This is a genomic window from Alcanivorax sediminis, from assembly GCF_009601165.1.
GTDB classification, from domain to species: domain Bacteria; phylum Pseudomonadota; class Gammaproteobacteria; order Pseudomonadales; family Alcanivoracaceae; genus Alcanivorax; species Alcanivorax sediminis.
Genome location: NZ_WIRE01000001.1, coordinates 3018672 through 3038413, shown reverse-complemented (window position 1 = coordinate 3038413; position 19742 = coordinate 3018672). Strand labels below are relative to the sequence as shown.

At 55.4% G+C, this 19742-nt stretch carries 18 protein-coding genes; 11 read left to right on the top strand and 7 right to left on the bottom strand.

Going from position 1 to position 19742, the window contains the following annotated elements:
- Positions 1 to 74 precede the first annotated feature (74 nt).
- Complete coding sequence (locus GFN93_RS13890) at positions 75 to 503, top strand: hypothetical protein (protein WP_153501622.1); 429 nt, start codon at positions 75 to 77, stop codon at positions 501 to 503.
- 151 nt (positions 504 to 654) lie between these two features.
- On the opposite strand, the gene GFN93_RS13885 is transcribed toward GFN93_RS13890, so the two are convergent.
- From GFN93_RS13885 to GFN93_RS13870, 4 genes are all read right to left on the bottom strand, one after another.
- Entirely contained in the window at positions 655 to 891 is a 237-nt protein-coding gene (locus GFN93_RS13885) for a YheU family protein (protein WP_153501621.1), read from the bottom strand.
- A 237-nt stretch (positions 892 to 1128) separates the two neighbouring features.
- Positions 1129 to 1521, bottom strand: coding sequence for an MAPEG family protein (locus GFN93_RS13880; protein ID WP_153501620.1), 393 nt, complete (start codon positions 1519 to 1521; stop codon positions 1129 to 1131).
- Positions 1518 to 3380, bottom strand: coding sequence for a bifunctional tRNA (5-methylaminomethyl-2-thiouridine)(34)-methyltransferase MnmD/FAD-dependent 5-carboxymethylaminomethyl-2-thiouridine(34) oxidoreductase MnmC (gene mnmC / locus GFN93_RS13875; RefSeq protein WP_153501619.1), 1863 nt, complete (start codon positions 3378 to 3380; stop codon positions 1518 to 1520). The genes GFN93_RS13880 and mnmC overlap by 4 nt, the downstream gene beginning before the upstream one ends.
- A gap of 279 nt (positions 3381 to 3659) precedes the next feature.
- Positions 3660 to 4289 (bottom strand): hypothetical protein, encoded by a 630-nt coding sequence (locus GFN93_RS13870; protein WP_235901854.1) that lies wholly within the window; start codon positions 4287 to 4289, stop codon positions 3660 to 3662.
- A 175-nt stretch (positions 4290 to 4464) separates the two neighbouring features.
- Between GFN93_RS13870 and GFN93_RS13865 the strand changes: the two genes are divergently transcribed.
- On the top strand, positions 4465 to 6975 hold the full coding sequence (locus tag GFN93_RS13865) for a hybrid sensor histidine kinase/response regulator (protein ID WP_235901852.1): 2511 nt from the start codon (positions 4465 to 4467) through the stop codon (positions 6973 to 6975).
- On the opposite strand, the gene GFN93_RS13860 is transcribed toward GFN93_RS13865, so the two are convergent.
- Entirely contained in the window at positions 6972 to 7307 is a 336-nt protein-coding gene (locus GFN93_RS13860) for a hypothetical protein (RefSeq protein WP_153501617.1), read from the bottom strand. The two genes, GFN93_RS13865 and GFN93_RS13860, sit on opposite strands and share 4 nt — an antisense overlap.
- A gap of 330 nt (positions 7308 to 7637) precedes the next feature.
- Between GFN93_RS13860 and GFN93_RS13855 the strand changes: the two genes are divergently transcribed.
- The 3 genes from GFN93_RS13855 to cmoB all read left to right on the top strand — a co-directional run bounded on the left by GFN93_RS13855 (position 7638) and on the right by cmoB (position 9935).
- Positions 7638 to 8084 (top strand): hypothetical protein, encoded by a 447-nt coding sequence (locus GFN93_RS13855; protein WP_153501616.1) that lies wholly within the window; start codon positions 7638 to 7640, stop codon positions 8082 to 8084.
- A 151-nt stretch (positions 8085 to 8235) separates the two neighbouring features.
- Complete coding sequence (gene cmoA, locus GFN93_RS13850) at positions 8236 to 8967, top strand: carboxy-S-adenosyl-L-methionine synthase CmoA (RefSeq protein WP_153501615.1); 732 nt, start codon at positions 8236 to 8238, stop codon at positions 8965 to 8967.
- A complete protein-coding gene (gene cmoB, locus GFN93_RS13845) occupies positions 8967 to 9935 on the top strand; it encodes a tRNA 5-methoxyuridine(34)/uridine 5-oxyacetic acid(34) synthase CmoB (RefSeq protein WP_153501614.1) in 969 nt (322 codons plus the stop codon). The genes cmoA and cmoB overlap by 1 nt, the downstream gene beginning before the upstream one ends.
- Here cmoB and GFN93_RS13840 read toward each other — a convergent pair.
- Positions 9915 to 10613, bottom strand: a complete 699-nt coding sequence (locus GFN93_RS13840) for a diguanylate cyclase domain-containing protein (protein WP_194285807.1) — start codon at positions 10611 to 10613, stop codon at positions 9915 to 9917. The two genes, cmoB and GFN93_RS13840, sit on opposite strands and share 21 nt — an antisense overlap.
- 194 nt (positions 10614 to 10807) lie before the next feature.
- On the opposite strand from GFN93_RS13840, the gene GFN93_RS13835 reads away from it, so the two are divergent.
- On the top strand, positions 10808 to 11137 hold the full coding sequence (locus tag GFN93_RS13835) for a hypothetical protein (protein ID WP_153501612.1): 330 nt from the start codon (positions 10808 to 10810) through the stop codon (positions 11135 to 11137).
- 49 nt (positions 11138 to 11186) lie between these two features.
- On the opposite strand, the gene GFN93_RS13830 is transcribed toward GFN93_RS13835, so the two are convergent.
- Positions 11187 to 11936 (bottom strand): SCP2 sterol-binding domain-containing protein, encoded by a 750-nt coding sequence (locus GFN93_RS13830; RefSeq protein ID WP_153501611.1) that lies wholly within the window; start codon positions 11934 to 11936, stop codon positions 11187 to 11189.
- Between the two features lie 231 nt (positions 11937 to 12167).
- Here GFN93_RS13830 and GFN93_RS13825 point away from each other — a divergent pair, with 231 nt between their 5' ends.
- The 5 genes from GFN93_RS13825 (at position 12168) to GFN93_RS13805 (ending at position 19664) form a co-directional block, all read left to right on the top strand.
- Positions 12168 to 13388 (top strand): hypothetical protein, encoded by a 1221-nt coding sequence (locus GFN93_RS13825; protein ID WP_153501610.1) that lies wholly within the window; start codon positions 12168 to 12170, stop codon positions 13386 to 13388.
- Complete coding sequence (locus GFN93_RS13820) at positions 13388 to 13714, top strand: hypothetical protein (RefSeq protein WP_153501609.1); 327 nt, start codon at positions 13388 to 13390, stop codon at positions 13712 to 13714. The genes GFN93_RS13825 and GFN93_RS13820 overlap by 1 nt, the downstream gene beginning before the upstream one ends.
- Positions 13715 to 13875: 161 nt before the next feature.
- Complete coding sequence (locus tag GFN93_RS13815) at positions 13876 to 14319, top strand: phasin family protein (RefSeq protein WP_153501608.1); 444 nt, start codon at positions 13876 to 13878, stop codon at positions 14317 to 14319.
- A 246-nt stretch (positions 14320 to 14565) separates the two neighbouring features.
- A complete protein-coding gene (locus GFN93_RS13810) occupies positions 14566 to 18435 on the top strand; it encodes a beta strand repeat-containing protein (protein WP_194285806.1) in 3870 nt (1289 codons plus the stop codon).
- 113 nt (positions 18436 to 18548) lie between these two features.
- Entirely contained in the window at positions 18549 to 19664 is a 1116-nt protein-coding gene (locus tag GFN93_RS13805) for an enoyl-CoA hydratase/isomerase family protein (protein ID WP_328594674.1), read from the top strand.
- Positions 19665 to 19742: the final 78 nt, after the last annotated feature.

The following is a 19742-nucleotide window of genomic DNA, read 5'->3' as shown; positions in this document are numbered from 1 at the left end:
CTTGCTAGGTTAGGCAAAACCTTTATCGCGTTGCACCTTGCAACCTGAAACTAGCTCCTGCAGTAGGGTGTTTTTTGGATAACGAATCCATCGTTTACGGCTGTATCAAGCATTTGCCTTTTGGGTCACTTCAGGAGCGCAAGGCCAGCTGTTTCCATAACCGCCGGGCCATCCGCCAGCTACCTCAGGCAGATGAGTGGCCGTTTCTATGCCGGGAGATGTTTTCCGTTCCGGGTGACGACCTCATGGGCGGCACTTTCCAGACCCAGGTGATCCATTTCGGCATGTCCTATCGTGCTGTGGAATACGAGTGGGAACATTGGGTTGCCAAGTTCGAATCCCTGCTCAAGAACATGTATTGGGTGAATGCGGTGGTGCACCTGGAAACCGAGCTCTCTGGTTTTCATACCTTCGTCTGGGATAGCGCAGAGGTCTACCATGAGCCTTCCGACATGCCACTGCGCGTCAGATGTGAGTGGGCTCGGGAAGGAGCGATTTCGTAGGTAATTAATAGTTAATAATGAATAATTAATAACGTCGCGAGACGGCTTTTAACGTTTTGAAGCGCATGAGGCCGCGCCCAGTGTCTGAGCGCGGCCTCATTGCTTTAAGATGACGGAAATCGCTGCTCGCGCAGCTATTAATTATTCATTATTAACTATTAATTGCCTCCCCCGCCTGCTCTTTCCCCATCACCGACACGCTTTCCGTCACCTCATCAAACACGACAAAGGCATCGCCTTTCTTTAGCTGGGAGCGAACCTGCTCCACCTTCGTGGTGGTGGCAATTTCGGTGTCGCCGTAGTCGGTGCCGTCACGGGTAACGAATTCCTCGATGAGGTTGTCGAGGGTATCGGCGGGGATGTCTTTCCAGGGAACGATGAGAGGCATAAAGACCAGTTAATAGTGAACAGTGAATAGTTAATAGCGAAAAAACAGTTTTGAGCTGCGAGGCGCGGAACAGGCGATCGAGCTTCCAGTAGTAAGCTTCAAGCTGCAAGCTACAACGCGGTGGGAGTTTGGGGTTACTTCATAGTTCGTACCCGCGCTTCGCTTTGGCGCGGGCACTGAGTATCAGAAAATCAAAACTCGGCTCGCGCCTTGTAGCTTGAGGCTTGCAGCTTGTAGCTAGATCACCAACAACTGCACTCCGGCCGCGAGGATCACCAGCCAGCTGGTCACGACACCGATCTGGCGGGGCAGGTTGGCGCTGGGTTTGGGGAACAGCATGCCATAGCCGTAGAGGGCGCGGCCGGCGACGAGGGTGATGCCATAGATGTGCAGTGCCGTGTCGCTGGCACCGTTGAGTTCCAGCAGGGCCATGAGGATCAAGGCCAGTGGAACATACTCCACGGTGTTGCCGTGGGCACGGATGGCACGGGTGACGTCCTTGTGGCCACCGTCACCCAGTGACACATGTTTGCTGAGGCGATAGCGCACCACGTTGGCAGCCAGGGCGATGACGAGGAAGGCGCTGAGCGCGGCGTAAATGGCAGTAATCGGCAAGCTGACTAGATTCATGGTTTCCACTCGGGTTGTTTTCGTCGTTTGCGAACAATAAACCGATCCGGGGCGAGGGCGTCAACCAGTTGTTGGTCTACGGGCAGCGGACAGCCGCAGATCAGGTCGGCAATCAGGTCCGCGCAGAGCGGGGTACCCGTGATGCCTCGGCTGCCATGGGCCAGATTAAGATACAGACCACGGGCAGGTCGGTGGGGATTTTCGCTGGCGACGGGCATGGGGCCGCAGAGCGGCAGAAAATCGATGCTCTGACAGCGGAACGCAACACGCCGCTCGACGATATCGATATCACTACCTCCCAGTTCCTGCCAGCGCGCTGGCAGATAGGTTTTCAGTTGTGCCAGGTTTTCGTCGTCGTCTTCGTCCGTGGGACGAGGGTCCGGGTTGTGCAGGTTGAATGTGGCGCCAACGCAATGGCGGTCATTGACGGCAGGCGTCAGGTAGCCACCATGGCAGCGTGCCTGCTGCCATTGCCGGGAGGCTTCTGTGGCGCGGCAGTAACTGACCTGGCCACGGATATGTTTGAGCGGTAGCCAGCTTAATCCCGGCAGTTGGGCGGTGCTGCCAGCTGTGCACAGCACGATGGCATCCGCGTCAATGACGCTGCCATCGGTGAATACCGCGCGAGACTGTTCACCCTCATGCATTTGCGCCAGTTCACGTTGAATCAGGGTGATAGCGGGGTGGTCGAGCAGGTGCTGGCACCAGGCCGCTGGCTGAAGGTATCCCCCTCCCACCAGTTCGGCAGCCTCTTCACCTGCAGGACGCAGGAGTTCCTCCGGCCAGGCGCCGCTTGCCATGGCCTGGATCAGTTTGTCCTTCTGTTTGTCATCCACGAAATGCTGGATGACACCATTCAGGCGGCCCTGTTGGGGGCTGGATGGAAAGCCGTGGCGCTGTAACCAGCGCAGGGCGTGACCGTAGCTTTGCTGGTAAAAGCGATTTTGTGGGGTCAGGTGTGCGCTCGGAGTGCTGTATACCACGCCGGCAAGATTGCCTGACGCCTGTGTGGCTACCCCGGCCGGATCGGCCACGATGACCTTGCATCCACGTTCGGCCAGCGCTCTGGCGGTGGTGGCGCCTGCGAGCCCGGCGCCGACGACCACTACAGTGGGCAAGGCTTGTTGTCTTGCCGGGCTGGCGCTAGACCGGGTGCCGGTCAGCATATGCCGCTTGTGACCGAAGCCTTTGCGCTTCTCTATCTTGAAGCCTGCCTCTTGCAGCCCTCGGCGCACAAAGCCTGCAGCGGTGAAGGTGGCCAGAGTAGTGCCAGGGTGACTGAGACGCGCCAGCTGTCCGAACAGGGCTGGCTGCCACATGTCTGGATTGCAGGCAGGGGCAAAACCATCGAGAAACCAGGCATCAACGGGGTGATTGAATAGCGGCCAAAGCTGCTCGGCGTCACCATAAAGTAGCGTCAGACTGATGCGAGGGTGCAGCTGGAGGCGATGAAGGCCTGGCGTCGGAGCCGGGTACTCATTCAGTAACGTCTCTGCGAGCGCTACAAGCGCCGGCCAGTGGGAGAGCGCGTTCTGCAAATCGTCTCGGCGCAGCGGATGCTTTTCCACCGATACCAGATGCAGGCGGGCGCTCTGCGGTGCCTGCTGGAGAAAACGCTGTGCTGCCAGCAGACAGTTAAGGCCGGTACCAAAACCGGTTTCCCCGATAACAAAATATTGATCAGGTCCCATGGCCTGGAAGCGTTCTGTGAGCTGATTGCCATCCAGAAACACATACTGACTTTCCGCCATGCCATCCTGTCGCGAGAAATACGGATCATCGTAGTCTGAGGCGACGGGGGTGTTGTCCTGCCACTCGATATTGGCGGGTCGGATGGGGGAAAAGGTGGGGAGTGTCATGGTGATTAATAGCTACCAGCGTCGAGTTGCGAGTCGTGAGGGGCAGGCTTCAAGTCTCAAGCAGCAACGCGGTTCCGGGGGTTGTCGGGTATGGAACGCCTGGGCTGCGACGAAAGAGCAATCGCTACGTTCGGGTAAAGACGGAATATACAGGCCATGGGCGTTGGCTGCGAGCTACAAACTTGGACCGGCCCGGGGGCTGTTTTTCGCCATGTGGGTACAACACAGAGCGAGCGTGGCTCGTGTGGCACCGGCATCACTTCGTGTTATCGCTTGCTGTTATTCCTGTGCCGCCTTGATTTCGGCCAGGCTGCGCTTGGCCTGTTGCAGAAGCCAGCGAGTATTCTGTTGGTAGCTGGCGTTACTGATACGGATAAAGCTGCCATCTATCAGGGTAATGAGTACAGACTGGTTCTGGATCGGGTGATTGGGTTCGATCCAACGCATCTGGGCCTGGGCTGCAGGCTCGCCTTCCAGATCCATCAGGTTCTCGCTGAGGATGGACAGGGCGTTGGCCGGGTTGCTCAGCGCTTTTTGTACACGTCTCTGACGGGCTTCGCCGTAATAGCTGGCAACGGCACGCTTAGGGTCCATGGTATCCCAGCCTGCAGGCAGGTTGCTGAGGATGACCTGCAAGCTTTCCCGGCGAGACTCGCTCACGTAGCGGAAGGTCCGCGCGTTGTCAGAGCTGATTTCGCCATCGAGTTTGAGCCCGGCCAGGGTTGGCGGCATGTGGAAGCGTGACAGATCCGTGCGGGTAGCGGGCAAGGAATAGGGTACGGCCTTGACATTGGCGCGGTCTGCCTCGAGGGCTGGTAACTTGTGGGCATTGATCGTATTACCGCCATTCTCGTCTTTTTGTCGGGCACTTTCGCAGCCTGAAAGCGTCAAACTGGCTGTAATAAGCAATAAATAGCAAACTTTTACAGTTTTAAGCTGCTGTCTGGTGCAAGGTATTGTTGTCATTGGGAACGCAGTGTTGTGATGTTGCGACGAATAACCAGTGGCATGATAAGAGCATAGCCGTTTTCGGGACTGGCCGATGGAAAGACCATCACATAATGGATTGCATACGGGGACGGCCATGGCAATGTTGTTTGCCATTGTGACGGTCCCGTTTTTGATCGCCATGCTGCTGATCATCCAGCACCGAATCCAGATACTGGATGCCAATGCCGCCATGCGCAAGGATTTGGCGCTGTTCGAGAGTGGCCTGGCCGCCATGCGGCCCTTGCAGGACATGCGTGATTTCGCGCCGGTGGCCATTCACACCCAGGATCCGGAGATCGTTTCCCGCTACGAGCTGAGCCGCGCCCGCACGGCCAGTCGTCTGCATGCTTTTCTGGAATCCATACGAGACCGTAATTTACCCGCCCTGAACGACCAGTCGGGCCTGATCAGTGAGAGCTGGGCAGGGCTGACCGTGAAAACAGGCATTCCCATCGAGGATGTGTCTGGCCCCTACGATAACGTCAATCAGGTTGCCGACAGAGTGGCCAATACCCTGTCGACGATTCTCTATATTTCCGATATGTCCATCGGCCCGGGGCTGCAGCCGAATGAGGTGCTGTCCCTGCCGCTGACCTCGTTCCGAAAATGCGAAGAGAATATTGGCTTGATCAGGGCGCTAGCCTTGTATGTGAGCCTGCGTGGCGGTTACTTGGGCGATAATGATGCCCGCCGTATGGAAAGCGCCTGGCAGGAATTGAATCGCGAGCTGACCATCATTGATGGAGAGATCAAGGCGCTGGCGGCACGTACCGGTGCAGTGCAGTTGCAGCAGCAATGGCGTCTGGTCCGCCAGGAGCTGGAGAGCTTTCTGGAGTGGAGCGAGAGCGAGCTGATTCTTGCTCCTCAGGTGACGCTTGACTGGGAGCAGGCCTATGATCGCAGCCGCCATGCGATTCAGTCGCTGGATGGCTTGTCGGACATGCTGGTAGAGCTGTCCACTAACCTGCTGGTGGCGTCTCGTCAGGACCGTATTAACGAAAGCATCCTGCTGATTGTCGGCGTGGTGACGCTTTATCTGATGGTGTTGGGGCTCGGTATGATGGTTTACCGAAGTAACTCCCGTGCCATTAGTGCCCGGGCGGAAAGCCAGGCCAAGGATTTGTTTCTGGCTCGAATGAGCCATGAAATTCGTACCCCTCTGAATGGTGTGATTGGCCTGGCGGAATTGCTGCGGGAGACGGATCCGTCCCCCCGGCAGCGCGAGTACATCACCCTGATCGACAGCGCCGGGCGTACCCTCAGTGCGCTGATCAATGATGTGCTGGATTTCGCCAAGATCGAGGCCGGCAAGCTGGAGCTGGTCAACGAATCCTTTGAACTCCCGGAGTTACTGGTGGAGTGCACTCAGATGTTCCAGTTGTCTGCCAGTGACAATGGCGTGCTGGTACTGCTGGATGTGGACTCCGATACGCCTTCCTCGGTGGTGGGTGATCAGGTGAGGCTGCGTCAGGTGCTGATTAACTTGCTCGGTAATGCGGTCAAGTTCACTCGTGGGGGCAGGGTGGTGCTGTCGCTGAATTGCCGTTACGCCCACGGAGAGGATCCTCTGCTTACCTTTGCCGTGACCGATACCGGGATCGGTTTGAGCCAGGAGGAACAGGCCCGTTTATTCCAGCGTTTCTCCCAGGCATCGCCGGATACCTCGCGCAATTACGGCGGAACTGGCCTGGGACTTTCTATCAGTCATGAGCTGGTAGGGTTAATGGGAGGCGATATCCATGTGGATAGCTCTCCCGGAAAAGGGGCCAGGTTCAGCTTCAGTATTCAGTTGCCGGTGGATGAGCCGGCGTTCCCGATGGCGGAAATCACCGCGCCTCTGTCACTTCTGTGGGATGTTCAGGGGAACCTGGCTGATTGGTTGGGGCGAGACTCCCGTTTCCGGCGGGTGCACTGCCTGCGTGAGCTGGAGCAGCTGAACCGGGTACCTGATGACCATGGTCACCACCTGCTGATTAACGGTTTGCCACCCCGGCCCGAGCTGGATGAGATGCTTGCCTGGCTCAACGAGCACAGTCCCGACACCTCCATCATCCTGTTGTTGGGGATGCGCTGTGATATCCCCGGATGGTTGCCTCCGGAAGTTCGCTTGCTGCGTCGTTCTGTATTGACGGTGCACGAGTTGTTGCATCTGTTCACCGGCGGTATTCCTGTGGGGGGCGTGCCGGTTCGCCAGGAGCTGGTGGCGTCCATCGACCAGCTTAATGTGCTGGTCGCGGAGGATAACCCTATTAACCAGCTGGTGACACGTGGGTATCTGGAGAAGCTGGGGGTGGAGCAGGTGGTGATGACGACCAATGGTCAGCAGGCGCTTGAAGCTTTCCGTGACAGCGAGAACCCTTTTGATCTGGTGCTCATGGACCTGGATATGCCAGTCATGAACGGCTTTGCCAGTGCTGCGGCCATGCGAGATCTTGAAGATCAGCAAGGAAGGGCGCCGAGTCTGATTCTCGCTTTGAGTGCGCATGCCGTTGATGAGCAAGCCAGTGCGATTCGACGCGCCGGGATGGATGGGCAGATCATCAAACCCCTCTCCCTCGCTGCCATGTCCAGGGTGCTGTCCGATTACCTGGGCATCCGGGCCTAGGGCATCAGGTATTCGAGATAATCCTGCGCTGCAGCCGGTAGCAGTGGGCTGCTGAAGAGCAGTGCTCCCAGCCCCAGTAGCAGACTGCCATCGGCGGCCCAGGCTAGATTCCTTCGCAGCAGATGAATCAGAAGCCCCAATGTGGCCAACAATGCACCAGAATAGACGCAGGTCAGGCTAATCAGCTGAAGAGACCAGCGAATTTCAAGTGTGGCAATCAGCAGACCAGTGAGGGTTAGGGTGGCTGCCGTCAGGGTCAGCGGACTGAATGCCGCGGTACGTGTGCCGGGCAGACGGGTAAGTCGTTGGGTCTGGGTGGAGATTACAGCCATGGTGAGACGCTTCCTCTATATCCAGCCTCCCTGCTGGAGGTGTGATCATTTCTGGCAAGTCTGTTTGCGGTGAGTCACCAGCAGCAAATTACATGCCGGCCTTTGATATTTCATGACATTTTCAGCCTGTTCGTCGGCAAGTCTCTGATTTTTCAGCTAACGCTAAGCTTGTTGTATGGCAAAGATATGAATTTGGCCCGAATTTCGCATTGCGATATGTCATAAAAGTTCAATGTTTTTGCATCAGAGTGGTTACGCTAGGTAATTATTTGTTCGTATAATTGCCTCCCGTACCGATACGTTGGCTAATCAGAGGCAGAGGGAAAGGGTATGCGGATTCTTGCAGGTACTATTTTGCTGGCTTGTGCTTCGATATCACAGGCTCAGGTCGACCAGACTGTGGCGGAAAAATTGTGTCTGGCGGCGGCTGAAGACAGCGCCTTTGGTGTGCTGGTGGATGACTTGATCGAGCGTGACCAGTTGGCACTTTCCCGGGGCGAAGAGTTGTTGTCTCTGGAATGTGGGCAAGGCCAGACCGTGCTCTCACGTATGGTGCTGTCTCGCCAGGCGGAGAACCTGGAGTACGCTGTGATTGATATGGGTCTTAACCTGTCCTCGTCACAAGTGGAGCTCAACGGCAAGACCTGGCTACTGTCTGACGCAATGAAGGCACTGGCTGCGGCGGCTGATTCAGAAACCCAGGAATTTGTAGAGTCCTATCTGTCAGATCTGGCTGATGAAGAGTTCAACCCGAACCTGATGTTGAGTCTCAAGTAAGCCAGCCCCCTCTGCTAAAGCCTTTCAGGCTCTGGCCTGAAGGGCTGGTGCTGCTCTGCTGCACCTATTCCGGCACTTTCTCAGCCTGATCCCTACATCCCGGTCGCTGCCATCGCTATAATCACGCCGCATATGGCCAACCGGGATAGTCATGTCTGATCATCAGGACAAAATTTACGCCACTGCCCATCAACAGGTGGGGCGCTTCTCCTTTGACGAGACGGTGGTTCGTGTCTTTCCTGACATGATCCGGCGCTCCGTGCCTGGTTACCCCACCATCATCGACATGATCGGGGTGCTGGCGGCTCGCTATGCTCAGCCGGATACCTGTTTGTATGATCTTGGCTGTTCTCTGGGGGCCGCCACTACGGCCATGACGGCACTGACGCAAGAGCAGGGGAACCGGGTTGTTGCGGTCGATAACTCGCCGGCCATGATTCGTCAGGCCGATACCCTTCTGGCTCACGCAGGTCTCAGTGAGCGGGTGACATTGGTAGAAGGTGATGTGGCCGACATGGATTTTGATTCCTGTTCGATGGCGGTGCTCAACTTTACCTTGCAGTTCATTGCGCCCGAGCGACGTGATGCCTTTATCGAGCGGCTGGCTGCAGCCACGGTGCCCGGAGGGATCCTTGTCCTGTCCGAGAAAATACGGTTTGAGGATGATGCCGAGAACACCCTGCAAACGGAGCTGCATCATGCCTTCAAGCGCAATAATGGCTATTCGGATCTGGAAATCAGTCAGAAGCGCACGGCGTTGGAAAACGTGCTGATTCCCGAAACCCTGGCTGCTCACGAGGCGCGCCTGCGTAAAGCCGGGTACCGACATATTCATGTGTGGTTTCGCTGTTTCAATTTCATGTCGTTGCTGGCGGTACGTTGATGCTGGAAAAGTATTTACTGGATTGCGATGCGGCGCTGGCGGACACCTATGCCGATGCTCCTCGGCAAGCCCTGCTGGCCCTGGCGCGTGAGCGGTTGATTGATCGCCCCCATGGGGATTTGCCTCGCTGGATGGCGGCGCTGGCAGCGCTTCCTCAGGGGCCGGTGGATTGTGACCTGGGCGCGAATGCCCTGCGTATTGGGCTGCATGGGCAGCACGACATCGAGGCAGTCAAGGCTGCTCTGGAAGGGCTGATCCCCTGGCGCAAGGGGCCGTTTGATTTCTTTGGTGTGGAAGTCGACACCGAGTGGCGCTCGGATTGGAAGTGGCAGCGTGTGGCGCCGCACCTTTCCCCGCTGGCTGGCCGCAAAGTGCTGGATGTCGGCTGTGGCAGCGGTTATCACTGCTGGCGCATGGCGGCGGCGGGTGCCGCTCAGGTAGTGGGTATTGATCCGACTATCCTGTTCCTGGTCCAGTACCTGGCGGTAAAGCGTTTTGCTGCGGACGCCCCTGTGTGGTTCCTGCCGGTACGCATGGAAGAGCTGCCCGCAGAGCAGCAGAACTTCGATACGGTGTTGTCGATGGGCGTGCTCTATCACCGCCGCTCGCCCCTGGATCATATTCTTGAGCTTAAGGGCGCATTGGTCAGCGGTGGTGAACTGGTACTGGAGACGCTGGTAGTAGAGGGCGATGCACAAACGGTATTGATGCCGGAAGACCGCTACGCGGTCATGCGCAACGTCTTTTTCCTGCCATCCGTCGCGATGCTCAAAACCTGGCTTCAACGATGCGGCTTTGTCGATATCCGGTGCGTGGATGAATCCACCACGACGGTTGGTGAACAGCGCTCTACCGACTGGATGCGCTTCCAGTCATTGCCTGATTTTCTTGACCCTGAGGATCCGTCTTTAACACGGGAAGGGTACCCTGCACCACGCCGCGCAGTGTTAGTGGCGCGCAAGCCCTGAGTCCAGCCGGGTCGACAGATCCAGTAGATGATCCACCAGTTTCATCCTTTCGCTTTCCGGTAAACGAGACAAGGCGGGTTTGAGTGTATCCAGCAGGCCGCTATCGCCCTTGCGGCGTACCTTGGCCAGGAGGCCGGCGGCAAGGGTGTCTGTTGAATGGGGGTGGGGACGTGCCATGGCCTGTCGGGCGCTTTCGGACATCACCAGAGACTCCTCCGGATTCGTATTGTCCAGCAGGGCCAAAGTGGCATTGATTAATGGGGACGGATCAGCGTCCTCGAGTGTTTCGTAGCCATGTAGAGCAATACGGAGCGACACCTCGATCTGGAATTCATCCAGTTGGATGACATCTTCGTCAAAGCGGGCAAGAAGACGCCGAGCCAGTTGGTGCCCGCCCTGAACATCGGTCGCAGGCAAGATCACCAGCATGCGGTGACTGTCCGGGTTAATGATGAGGAGGTCTTCGCACCGTTTGAATTGCTGTAAGTGTTCTGCCATCACACTCACCAGGCTTTCCATGCGGGCTTCGCCAATATCGGCCCGCAAGTTTTCGAACTCGGCCACATCCAGTGCAAGCAGGGTAACCGGGTGCTGGTGGCGCAGACACAGTGAGAGGGCCTGCTCGATGGCGAGCTGATTGTGACTTTCAGCACGACTTTTGGATGTCACGGCAGTCATTGGCAATGGGATCCAGAACGGTAAGATGCTGTCCCTGCGTGATAGTGGCGTCCTGCCATCTTCTATTCTAGTCGGTTCCCTGGACTCAGGAAGTCGGTGCATACTTTATTTAACAACAATGTCCGGGTTTGTAACGCTGAATGGCCTGCTTTCAGGCTGCTCGGTAACAGGTGCGGTCTTAGACGAGGGGTTTCATGAATATCTACGCGATTGTCGCCAGTGCAGTGTTGAGCTCCCTGTTCACGCTGATTGTTGTCGCAGCCTGGGGGCACTTCTACTTCCAGCCCCGCCTACGGGACACTCTTCAGCGCGAGTTGGACGAACAGGTGGAGTCTGCGGCGCAAGTCATTTCCGAGCGTGTTGAAGAAGGCGTTCGCCGCGGACTGGTGGAGGGGGTGCGCAACCTCCCGTCCCGTGAAGTGCTGGAAGGTGCCAGTCGCAGTCTTGCGCGCTCCGGGGCGGAGCTGGTGAGTGAGCGCCTGGGGCAGATTTTTGGCGGGCCACGCAAGGACCGCAAGGAGTAATCGGTAAGGGCTGTGATGCCGAATACCTGAAGGTGAGCAGCCTCGCGGTCTAGTTTCTTGCCGGAAGCAGCCTGGCGACCAGGCAGGCAATGCCGAGGCTGAGCATGGCCAGTGACAGGATATCCTGTTGCAGGGCGTGCCAGGTCACATTCCAGAGATTGGCAGCCTTGAGTACGGATAGCAGCACCAGAAGGGTGCCTGTGAGCGAGAAGAAGAGATCCAGTTTGCGGTTGCGGCGCAGCTCACTTCGAAGCTGTTTCAACTCGTCGAGAATGTCTTCCTGCAGCAGTTGCTGGTGGGCTACCTGTTCCGCCAGCTGACCCATCTGTTCCGGCAGGGTGGCCAGTTTTTCCAGCCAGACAGGGTCTTCGCGACGCAGGATCGTCAGCAACTCCTTGAGTCGAACATGGTCGTCCAGCCAGTTACGGATCAGGGGCCAAAGACTGAATTGTTCGATCAGGGCGGTAAGCTGACGAATCTGTTCTTCGTGGCCGGTAACGCGAAGCTCTTCCTGATCTTCCAGCGCGCTGCTGGAAAACAGCCAATGCAGCATGCCACCAAGCGGACCGCGGATACGGACATCCACGTTGCCTTCATATTCCGGCAGTAGCTCGATGCCATCTTCGTAGATCAGCACATACAGCACCCACAAGGGGCGCTCCGCGCGAATCCGCACAACGGTACCGTGCAAATCCGCAAGATGCTGCCGTCCTGAGGGCGTGGCAGTGAGCGCCTGATTGAGTGCACTTTCAAGTCCACCAAGCACAATCAATTGTGGAAAGCTACCGGTTTGAGGCATGGGTAATGACAGTTCCTGTGCTAAATACGGCCGGATTGTTTAGTTAGGTCGGCTTTTGGTTGCCAAAAATTACGTTATCTTGCTTATATTTGGAAACCCGGCTCCCTATACTATGCATTTTTATAAGAAGACAACATTGGCTTATTTGACCTGGATGGGTGAACACGCAATCTGTTTACATTCTGTTGCGCCTGTTACTGTGCGGCAGCCCTTGGAGGGGAGTAGTTTTTAATGCTGGAATCATTGCTTGCGTACCCTGACTTCTGGAAGTACGTCAGTATTCCTTTTATTGCTGGTGCTGTTGGCTGGACCACCAATTGGATGGCGGTGCAGATGACTTTTTATCCCCTGGAGTTTATGGGGGTACGCCCCTTCTTCGGCTGGCAGGGCATCATTCCCTCCAAAGTTGAGAAGATGGCGGGGATCGTGGTCGACAAGGCGCTCTCGAAGCTGGGGAGCCTGGATGAATTTTTCAGGGAGATGGAGCCGGAGAAAATTGCGGCTTTTTTGACCAAGAATATTCAGTCCCGCGTTGAAGAATACACTGATGAAGTGATGACTGAGCGTAACGCTGTGCTGTGGGAAAACCTCCCTCTGCTGGTGCGCAAGCGCGTGTACAGTCGCGCTCGTCGCGCTATTCCGTCAGTCATGGATAGTGTGGTGGACGATATCAGCCGCAATCTGGACAGCCTGGTGGACATGAAGCACATGGTCATCACGCAAATGTCGGAAGACAAGCAGTTGATGGTGCAAATGTTCCGCGAAGTGGGTGATCCGGAATTTCGCTTTGTGACCAACTCCGGTCTCTACTTTGGTTTCCTGTTTGGCCTGATCCAGGTTCCGGTCTTCATCCTGATGCCCGAAAACTGGGTGCTTCCGTTTTTCGGCTTCATTGTCGGTGTGGCAACCAACTGGTTGGCGCTGAATCTGATTTTTCGTCCGCTTAATCCTGTAAAGGTGGGCCCTTTTCGTGTCCAGGGTTTGTTCCTGAAGCGTCAGAAAGATGTTGCTGAGACGTTTGCCCGCTTGTCCACGGAAGAAGTAATCACCCTGCGCAATATCATGTACCAGGTGGTGAACGGGCCCCGTGGCGATCGCACCAAGGCGCTGATCAAGCGTCACCTGAAACCATTGCTCAATGGCGGTGTGGTGCGAACCGCAGCTCAGCTTACCGTTGGCCCGGAAGGCTATGCCGATCTCAAGAAAGCAGTAGAAGAGAAGGCTGTGGATCTGGCTGTCGAGCCTTTTGAAGATCAGGGCTTCAACCGTGAGCGGGGAGTTCTGGTAGAGAAGATCATGTCTGACAGGATGCAGGCACTGAGTTCCGAAGAGTTTCAGGACCTGTTACGCCCTGCGTTCCAGGAAGACGAGTGGATACTGATTGTCGTCGGTGGCTTCCTCGGTGCCATGGCAGGTGTCTTCCAGCTGATCTTCATGTTTGGCGCAGCCTGATGGAAACGCTGCAGATCGACATTGCCACCCTGGGGTGGCTGTTGTTTGCGGCGGCAGGTGCATCGTCTCTGTTTACCCTCATTCTTGTCGCTATCCTTGGTCACTATGTGGTTGGACCGCGTGTGGAACGCAAGATTGATGTCCGGCTGGAGCAAGGGGCTCAGCGCCTTGAGGAGAATCTGCGAAAGCGCTTTGTGGATCTGCTCACTGGTCGTTCCCGGGAAGTAATCCGCGATCGCGCCAGGGATCTGGCGAGGGGGATGGGGCTCATCGGAGGGGCGCGACGCTCCTCGCTGGATGACCCTGAAGATGACCAGGATCGCTAAACAGATGAGAAATTGATCGCATAAACAAAATGTGACGGATTGTTCGACAAGTCTTTGACCGTCAGTTTCTACCCTTTCCTATAATTCACTCCACGCGTTGATGATGTTGTGTGTTGTTCCCGCTGCATTCGCTCGTGGAATTGCCTTCGGGAGTTTGGACCATGTCCGATGAAAATCAGAACGATAAAGATGGGCGCGTTAGCCCGCTGAAAGCACTAACAGGTGCTTCCAGAGATATTCGCAAGTATACCCACCAGATCTGGCTGGCCGGTCTGGGCGCTTTCGCTCGCGCTGAAGAAGAGGGAAGCGGCTTTTTCGACGCCCTTGTAGAGGCAGGGCGTGAGGTGGAAAAGCAGACCAAGGACAAGACAGAGTCCCGGGTTGAAGAGATCAAGGAACGGGTTCGCCACCATACCGGCGAGACCATGGAGAAAATGGAGCGGGCTTTTGATGACCGTTTGAACAAGGCGTTGTCCCGTCTGGGCTTGCCGAACAAGCGTGAAGTCGAAGAGCTTGAAAAACGGGTGCAGGAGCTGACTCAGGCCCTGGATAGCGCAGAGCAGAAAGCGCCCCCGGTGAAGAAGTCGCGCAAGAAAAGCGACTGATCCAAACAGTGTTGTAGCGCACACCGCTAACCCCTTAGTGGTGTCTTTTGACGGGTACCCGCCTTGGGTACCCGTTTTTTTTTTGCTTTGAAAATGGAAATTGGCGGTACTGCTTCTCTCTCCTGCTGTGTGTAAGATGCTATGAAATTACTAGTATAAATCGTTAGGTGGATAGGAATGAGAAGTGCAAGGGATGCGTGCGGAGCTGAAGTCCATATCTGGCAATTTTTGTCCATGGCAGTGTGCATGTTTCTGTCAGTGATCCCATCCTCAGGTTTTGCAGCAGCAGGCGATCTTGATATCACGTTCGCGCAAGATGGCGTTGATCTGACGTCCGTTGGTGATGCGCTGGATGGTGATGACGTGGCATTTTCAGCTGTGCACCTACCTGACGGTGGATATGTTGTTGCCGGCTACACGAGTAACGGAAGAAATACTGACTTTGCACTGGTTCGTTACGATGAATCTGGTCATCTCGACACCAGCTTTGGCGGTGGGGATGGCATTGTCACAACTGCAGTAGGAAGCGGTCATGATCAGGCCTATTCAGTCATTCTAGATGCCCAGGGAAAACTGGTCGTCGCCGGCTACAGCTCTAACGGTGCTGATGATGATTTTGCTTTGGTGCGTTACACCAGTGATGGAAAGCTTGACCCCAGTTTTGGAGGCGGGGACGGCATTGTGGTTACCGCGGTAGGCAGCGCCGGTGATCAAGCGTTTTCCCTAATCGAAGATAGCAGTGGCAATCTGGTTGTGGCGGGAACGAGCTTCAATGGTAACGATTATGATGTCGCGCTGGTTCGCTATGACAGCAATGGTCTTCTGGATAATGGATTTGGCGGTGGGGATGGGATTGTCACCACAACAGTAAGCAGCGCGAGAGACGCTGCCAATGCGGTGATTGAAGACAGTAGTGGCAATCTGGTCATTGCGGGCTTCGCGGGTGTGGGAGGGACTTACGACTTCTTGCTGATGCGTTATGACAGCACCGGGGCCCTGGACACCACATTTGGTGGTGGGGATGGTGTTGTCACGACGGATCTAGGTACCAATTACGATCAGTCCTATTCGGTGGTGGAAGATAGCAGCGGGAATTTGGTGGTGGCAGGCAGAAGCACTGGTGGCGGGAGTGCCAGCTGGAAGCTTGTCAGGTATCAGAGCTCTGGCGCGATAGACCTCTCGTTCGGAGGTGGAGATGGCATCGTGTCTACCCCCGCACTTGCGGATGCCGCCTTGTCAGTTCTTGAAGACAGTACAGGAAAGTTGGTGATGGCCGGGGCTGCCACCGTCGGATCCTCTGTATACGGAAGTTCCTATGCGATTGTGGTCGCGCGCTATGAGACGTCTGGTCTGCTTGATGCTTCTTTTGGGAGTGATGGCGTGGTCATCACTCCGGTGGGCTCTGGTTACAACACCGCCAGGGCTATTTCAGAGGACAATAGTGGCTCACTGATTGTTGCTGGTTATGCAGATACCGGAGGATACGATGATTTTGTACTTATTCGTTACAACAGCTCTGGGGGGCTGGATACCTCTTTTGGTGATGGGAACGGTATCGCAACAACATCCTTGGGTAGTTCTTACGACAATGCATCCTCATTAATCCAGGATGGGGACGGCAATCTGGTTGTTGTGGGTTCGACCGCTACGAACAACTCTTTTGGTTATATTCACGATTTTGCGATTGCTCGCTATACCAATCTCGGGGGGCTGGATTCTTCCTTTGGCAATGGCACTGGAATTATCACCACCGGTATTGGCGCTGAGGATGATCAGGCGCATGCAGTCATCGAGGACAGCCTTGGGAATCTGGTTGTGGCAGGAACGACCAAGAACGGGTTCTATTATGACTTTGCTCTGGTCCGTTTCGACAGCAAGGGTGATCGGGACACCACCTTTGGTGCCAATGGCATTGTTACTACGTCACTCAGTTCAGGTAATGATCAACTATATTCATTGGTGGAGGATGTTGATGGCGGCTTGATTGCGGTTGGTTATAGCGATAACGGTAGCAATGATGACCTTGCTGTGGTGCGGTATGACAGCTTGGGTGTGCTCGACACATCTTTTGGTGGTGGTGACGGTTTCGTAACCACAGATATTGCAGCAGGAGATGATAAAGCCTACAGCGTGATCATAGATGGTAACGGCAGATTGGTGGTCGCAGGGACCACCAATAGTGGTGATAGTAATTTTCTGGTATTGGCTCGATATTTGAGCTCTGGCGAGCTTGACTCTTCTTTTGGTGATGGTGACGGGATTGTGACCACTCCGATAATCGGGTCAAAGCACACCACAAGTGCTGTTATCGAGGACAGTGCAGGCCGATTAGTGGCAACTGGATACTATTCGACCCAGGCGGAGAATGATGCGCTTGCCTTGGTCCGCTACGACAGCAGTGGGGTACTTGATTCAACATTTGGTGGTAGTGATGGTATCCAGATTTCGGAAGTTAGTGGTTATTCGCAGAGTTATGGTCAATCTGTTATCGAAGACACAGGTGGGCGGCTCCTGGTTACTGGTTATGCTGCCAATGGTGCCGACAACGATGTTGTATTGCTCCGTTACGAGGCTGACGGTATCCCGGATTCCAGCTTTGGCGGTGGTGACGGAGTAGCCCTCCTTGATACCGGTCTTAATGAGTTTGGAAAGGCGCTAATACAGGACAAAATGGGTGGTTATGTGATCGCTGGCTCTTCTGAAGGCCCGGACCACTTCCTTGTTGCACGATTCAAAGGTGACCCTGACAGTGATGGGGATGGAATTTTTGATGCTCAGGATAGTTTCCCTGACGACCCTGCTGCATCGCTGGATGGTGATGCAGATGGGCTGCCTGATGCCTGGAATGCTGGTTGTGATGTCGACTGCCAATCCGGCTCGGGACTGACTGTCGATCCTTTCCTCGATGACACTGACAACGATGGTGTAATCAATGAGGATGATGCCTTCCCTGAAGACCCGGCTGAGTCAGAGGATTCGGATAAAGACTCGGTAGGTGATAACGCGGATGCCTTCCCATATGACCCTGAGGAGTGGGCAGACTCGGATGGTGACGGGATTGGAGATAATGCGGATGAAGACGATACCCGAGATAATAACCCTCCCGTGGTCACTGCTCCTGCTGACTTGGTGCTAAATGCTTCAGGGAACCTCACCGCTGTCGAGTTGGGGATAGCAGTCGCCTACGATGCTTTGGATGGAAGTCTTCAGGCAACGGCTGATAAGCCGGGGCCCTATACTTCAGGGGTTCAGGAAATTGTTTGGTCGGCAACCGATGAGGCAGGGAATACGGGGTATGCCTACCAGCAATTAACTATTTATCCGCAGGTCGGTTTTGAAATCGAAGAGTCGCTGGTGGCAGAAGGCGCCTCCGCCGCAGTGAAGGTCATTCTCAGTGGGCCTTCTCCTGCGTACCCAATACAGATCCCAGTATTTGTGGACCCGGCCGGTTCGGCCACCTTTGGTGGGGATCATAATGCAACAAATGTCATTCTGACCGTCGAGCAGGGTGACGATCCGGAGAATGAGGCAATGTTTGCCTTTGATGCTCTGGATGATGGGCTAACTGGTGAAACCGACGAAAGCGTGTTGCTAACCCTGGACGGTGTGGTTGACAAGCCATATGTCGGTGCCTCAGGGGCCCCTGTTTACTACTTGCCGTTGGCTGATACCGCGACAACTCGTGTTGTAATTACAGAGTTGAACCTGCCGCCAGAAGCATCTTTGAAGATTACCGAGAATGGAGAGGTGGTCAGCTCGGTTTTTGAAGGCGCCAGCGCAGTAAATGTGGAAGTGGTGATCAGTGATCCTAACCCAAACGATACTCATACCCTGGATTGGTATATAGACGACGTCCTGTTGCCTGAATATCTCAATCTCAGCAAGGGGACAATTCCTTCCGAGTTCCTGACGGTGGGCGAGCATAGACTTCGAATCGAAATCTCTGACAGTGCAGCATTACCAAAGACCGTTACCGTTGAGGGCGTCATTACCGTGAATGCAAAACCTGCTGGCCAACAGCGACAGGATCCTGGCGGTGGTGGCGGTGGTGGATCATTGTCGGTCTTTATGTGGCTGACTATCTTGCTGCTTGGAATGCGCTCTCAAGTCGTGTGAAACTGGCCTAATTGCCTCTGGGTGTTCGGTTTATGTGGCTATTTTGCAGAATCGATGAACAGTTGTTGTCACTTTGCTAGTATCGGCAGCGATCTAAGCCCATTGGAGTCGTTGTGTCTGATTGCGTGTTGTTTTCCGAGATTTCCACCGCCTGTGGCCGTGTCATTGCCCGGGCCACCTTAAACGCCCCCAAGGCGCTGAATGCCCTTGGCCTGGATATGATCCAGGCGCTGGATCGTCAGCTGGATGAGTGGGAACAGCGTGATGACATTGTGGCGCTGTGGCTGGACGGGGCCGGTGACAAGGCGTTCTGTGCGGGTGGTGACATTGTTCAGATGCACAAATCCATGGTGAAACATGCCGGTGAAGGACGAAACCCGTTCACTGAGCAATATTTCGCGGAAGAATACGCGCTGGACTATCGGCTCCATCGTTTACCTGTTCCGGTCGTGGTGTTCGGTGACGGCATTGTCATGGGCGGCGGCATGGGTTTGCTTCAGGGGGCGGATTACCGCCTTGTCACCCCGCGTTCGCGAATGGCCATGCCAGAAATCACTATTGGCCTCTTTCCGGATGTAGGGGGCAGCTGGTTCCTTAATCGCTTGCCAGGCAAAGTGGGGCTGTTTCTCGGCCTGACCGGGGTCCACATTAACGGCCGCGAGGCGGTGGAAGTGGGGCTGGCTGACCGGATGGTGGATGGTGATGCTGAAGGCTTGTTGGCGTTGCTTGCCGAACAGCGTTTCTCGCTTGAACCGCGTGATAATCGGGCTGTGTTGTATCGCCTTTTCAAAGAGCAGGCTGCGGACATGACAGCGCTGCCTCATCCTCTGATAGATCATCTGCCTTTAATTAATTCCCTCTGTGATGGGGAAGATCTTCAGACGGTGGTGTCGCAGCTGTTGTCGGCGAAAGACCGTGATAGCTGGCTGGATCGTGCGTTGGGCACACTGGAGAAAGGGTGTCCGCAGACGGCGCACCTGGTGTGGGAGCAGCTTGAGCGGTCAACCTACCTTTCTCTGGCGGAAGTGTTCCGCATGGAATGGTGTCTGGCCGTGCAGTGCTCGATTCGGGGTGACTTCCGTGAGGGAGTAAGGGCGTTATTGATCGACAAGGACGGCAAACCGGCATTTCGTCACCGTAGCATCGCTGATGTGCCGCGTGATTATATCGATGGGTTCTTTTGCTGCCCGGCGCCTGCTCATCCACTGGCATCATTGGGCGCCAGCTAACAAAAACAGGTTCAATCGTGCTGTAAAAAAGGCGCCTCTGGCGCCTTTTTTATTGGCCTTCCAGGCGGTCACCTGCTT

Bases quoted from the DNA above. Each gene is read 5' to 3' on its own strand.
- GFN93_RS13840 (WP_194285807.1), bottom strand. From the start codon at position 10,613: ATGACTGCCGTGACATCCAAAAGTCGTGCTGAAAGTCACAATCAGCTC.
- GFN93_RS13830 (WP_153501611.1), bottom strand. From the start codon at position 11,936: ATGCCTCAAACCGGTAGCTTTCCACAATTGATTGTGCTTGGTGGACTT.
- GFN93_RS13885 (WP_153501621.1), bottom strand. From the start codon at position 891: ATGCCTCTCATCGTTCCCTGGAAAGACATCCCCGCCGATACCCTCGAC.
- GFN93_RS13815 (WP_153501608.1), top strand. From the start codon at position 13,876: ATGTCCGATGAAAATCAGAACGATAAAGATGGGCGCGTTAGCCCGCTG.
- cmoB (WP_153501614.1), top strand. From the start codon at position 8,967: ATGCTGGAAAAGTATTTACTGGATTGCGATGCGGCGCTGGCGGACACC.
- GFN93_RS13835 (WP_153501612.1), top strand. From the start codon at position 10,808: ATGAATATCTACGCGATTGTCGCCAGTGCAGTGTTGAGCTCCCTGTTC.
- cmoA (WP_153501615.1), top strand. From the start codon at position 8,236: ATGTCTGATCATCAGGACAAAATTTACGCCACTGCCCATCAACAGGTG.
- mnmC (WP_153501619.1), bottom strand. From the start codon at position 3,380: ATGACACTCCCCACCTTTTCCCCCATCCGACCCGCCAATATCGAGTGG.
- GFN93_RS13810 (WP_194285806.1), top strand. From the start codon at position 14,566: ATGTTTCTGTCAGTGATCCCATCCTCAGGTTTTGCAGCAGCAGGCGAT.
- GFN93_RS13820 (WP_153501609.1), top strand. From the start codon at position 13,388: ATGGAAACGCTGCAGATCGACATTGCCACCCTGGGGTGGCTGTTGTTT.
- GFN93_RS13880 (WP_153501620.1), bottom strand. From the start codon at position 1,521: ATGAATCTAGTCAGCTTGCCGATTACTGCCATTTACGCCGCGCTCAGC.
- GFN93_RS13825 (WP_153501610.1), top strand. From the start codon at position 12,168: ATGCTGGAATCATTGCTTGCGTACCCTGACTTCTGGAAGTACGTCAGT.
- GFN93_RS13865 (WP_235901852.1), top strand. From the start codon at position 4,465: ATGGCAATGTTGTTTGCCATTGTGACGGTCCCGTTTTTGATCGCCATG.
- GFN93_RS13860 (WP_153501617.1), bottom strand. From the start codon at position 7,307: ATGGCTGTAATCTCCACCCAGACCCAACGACTTACCCGTCTGCCCGGC.
- GFN93_RS13855 (WP_153501616.1), top strand. From the start codon at position 7,638: ATGCGGATTCTTGCAGGTACTATTTTGCTGGCTTGTGCTTCGATATCA.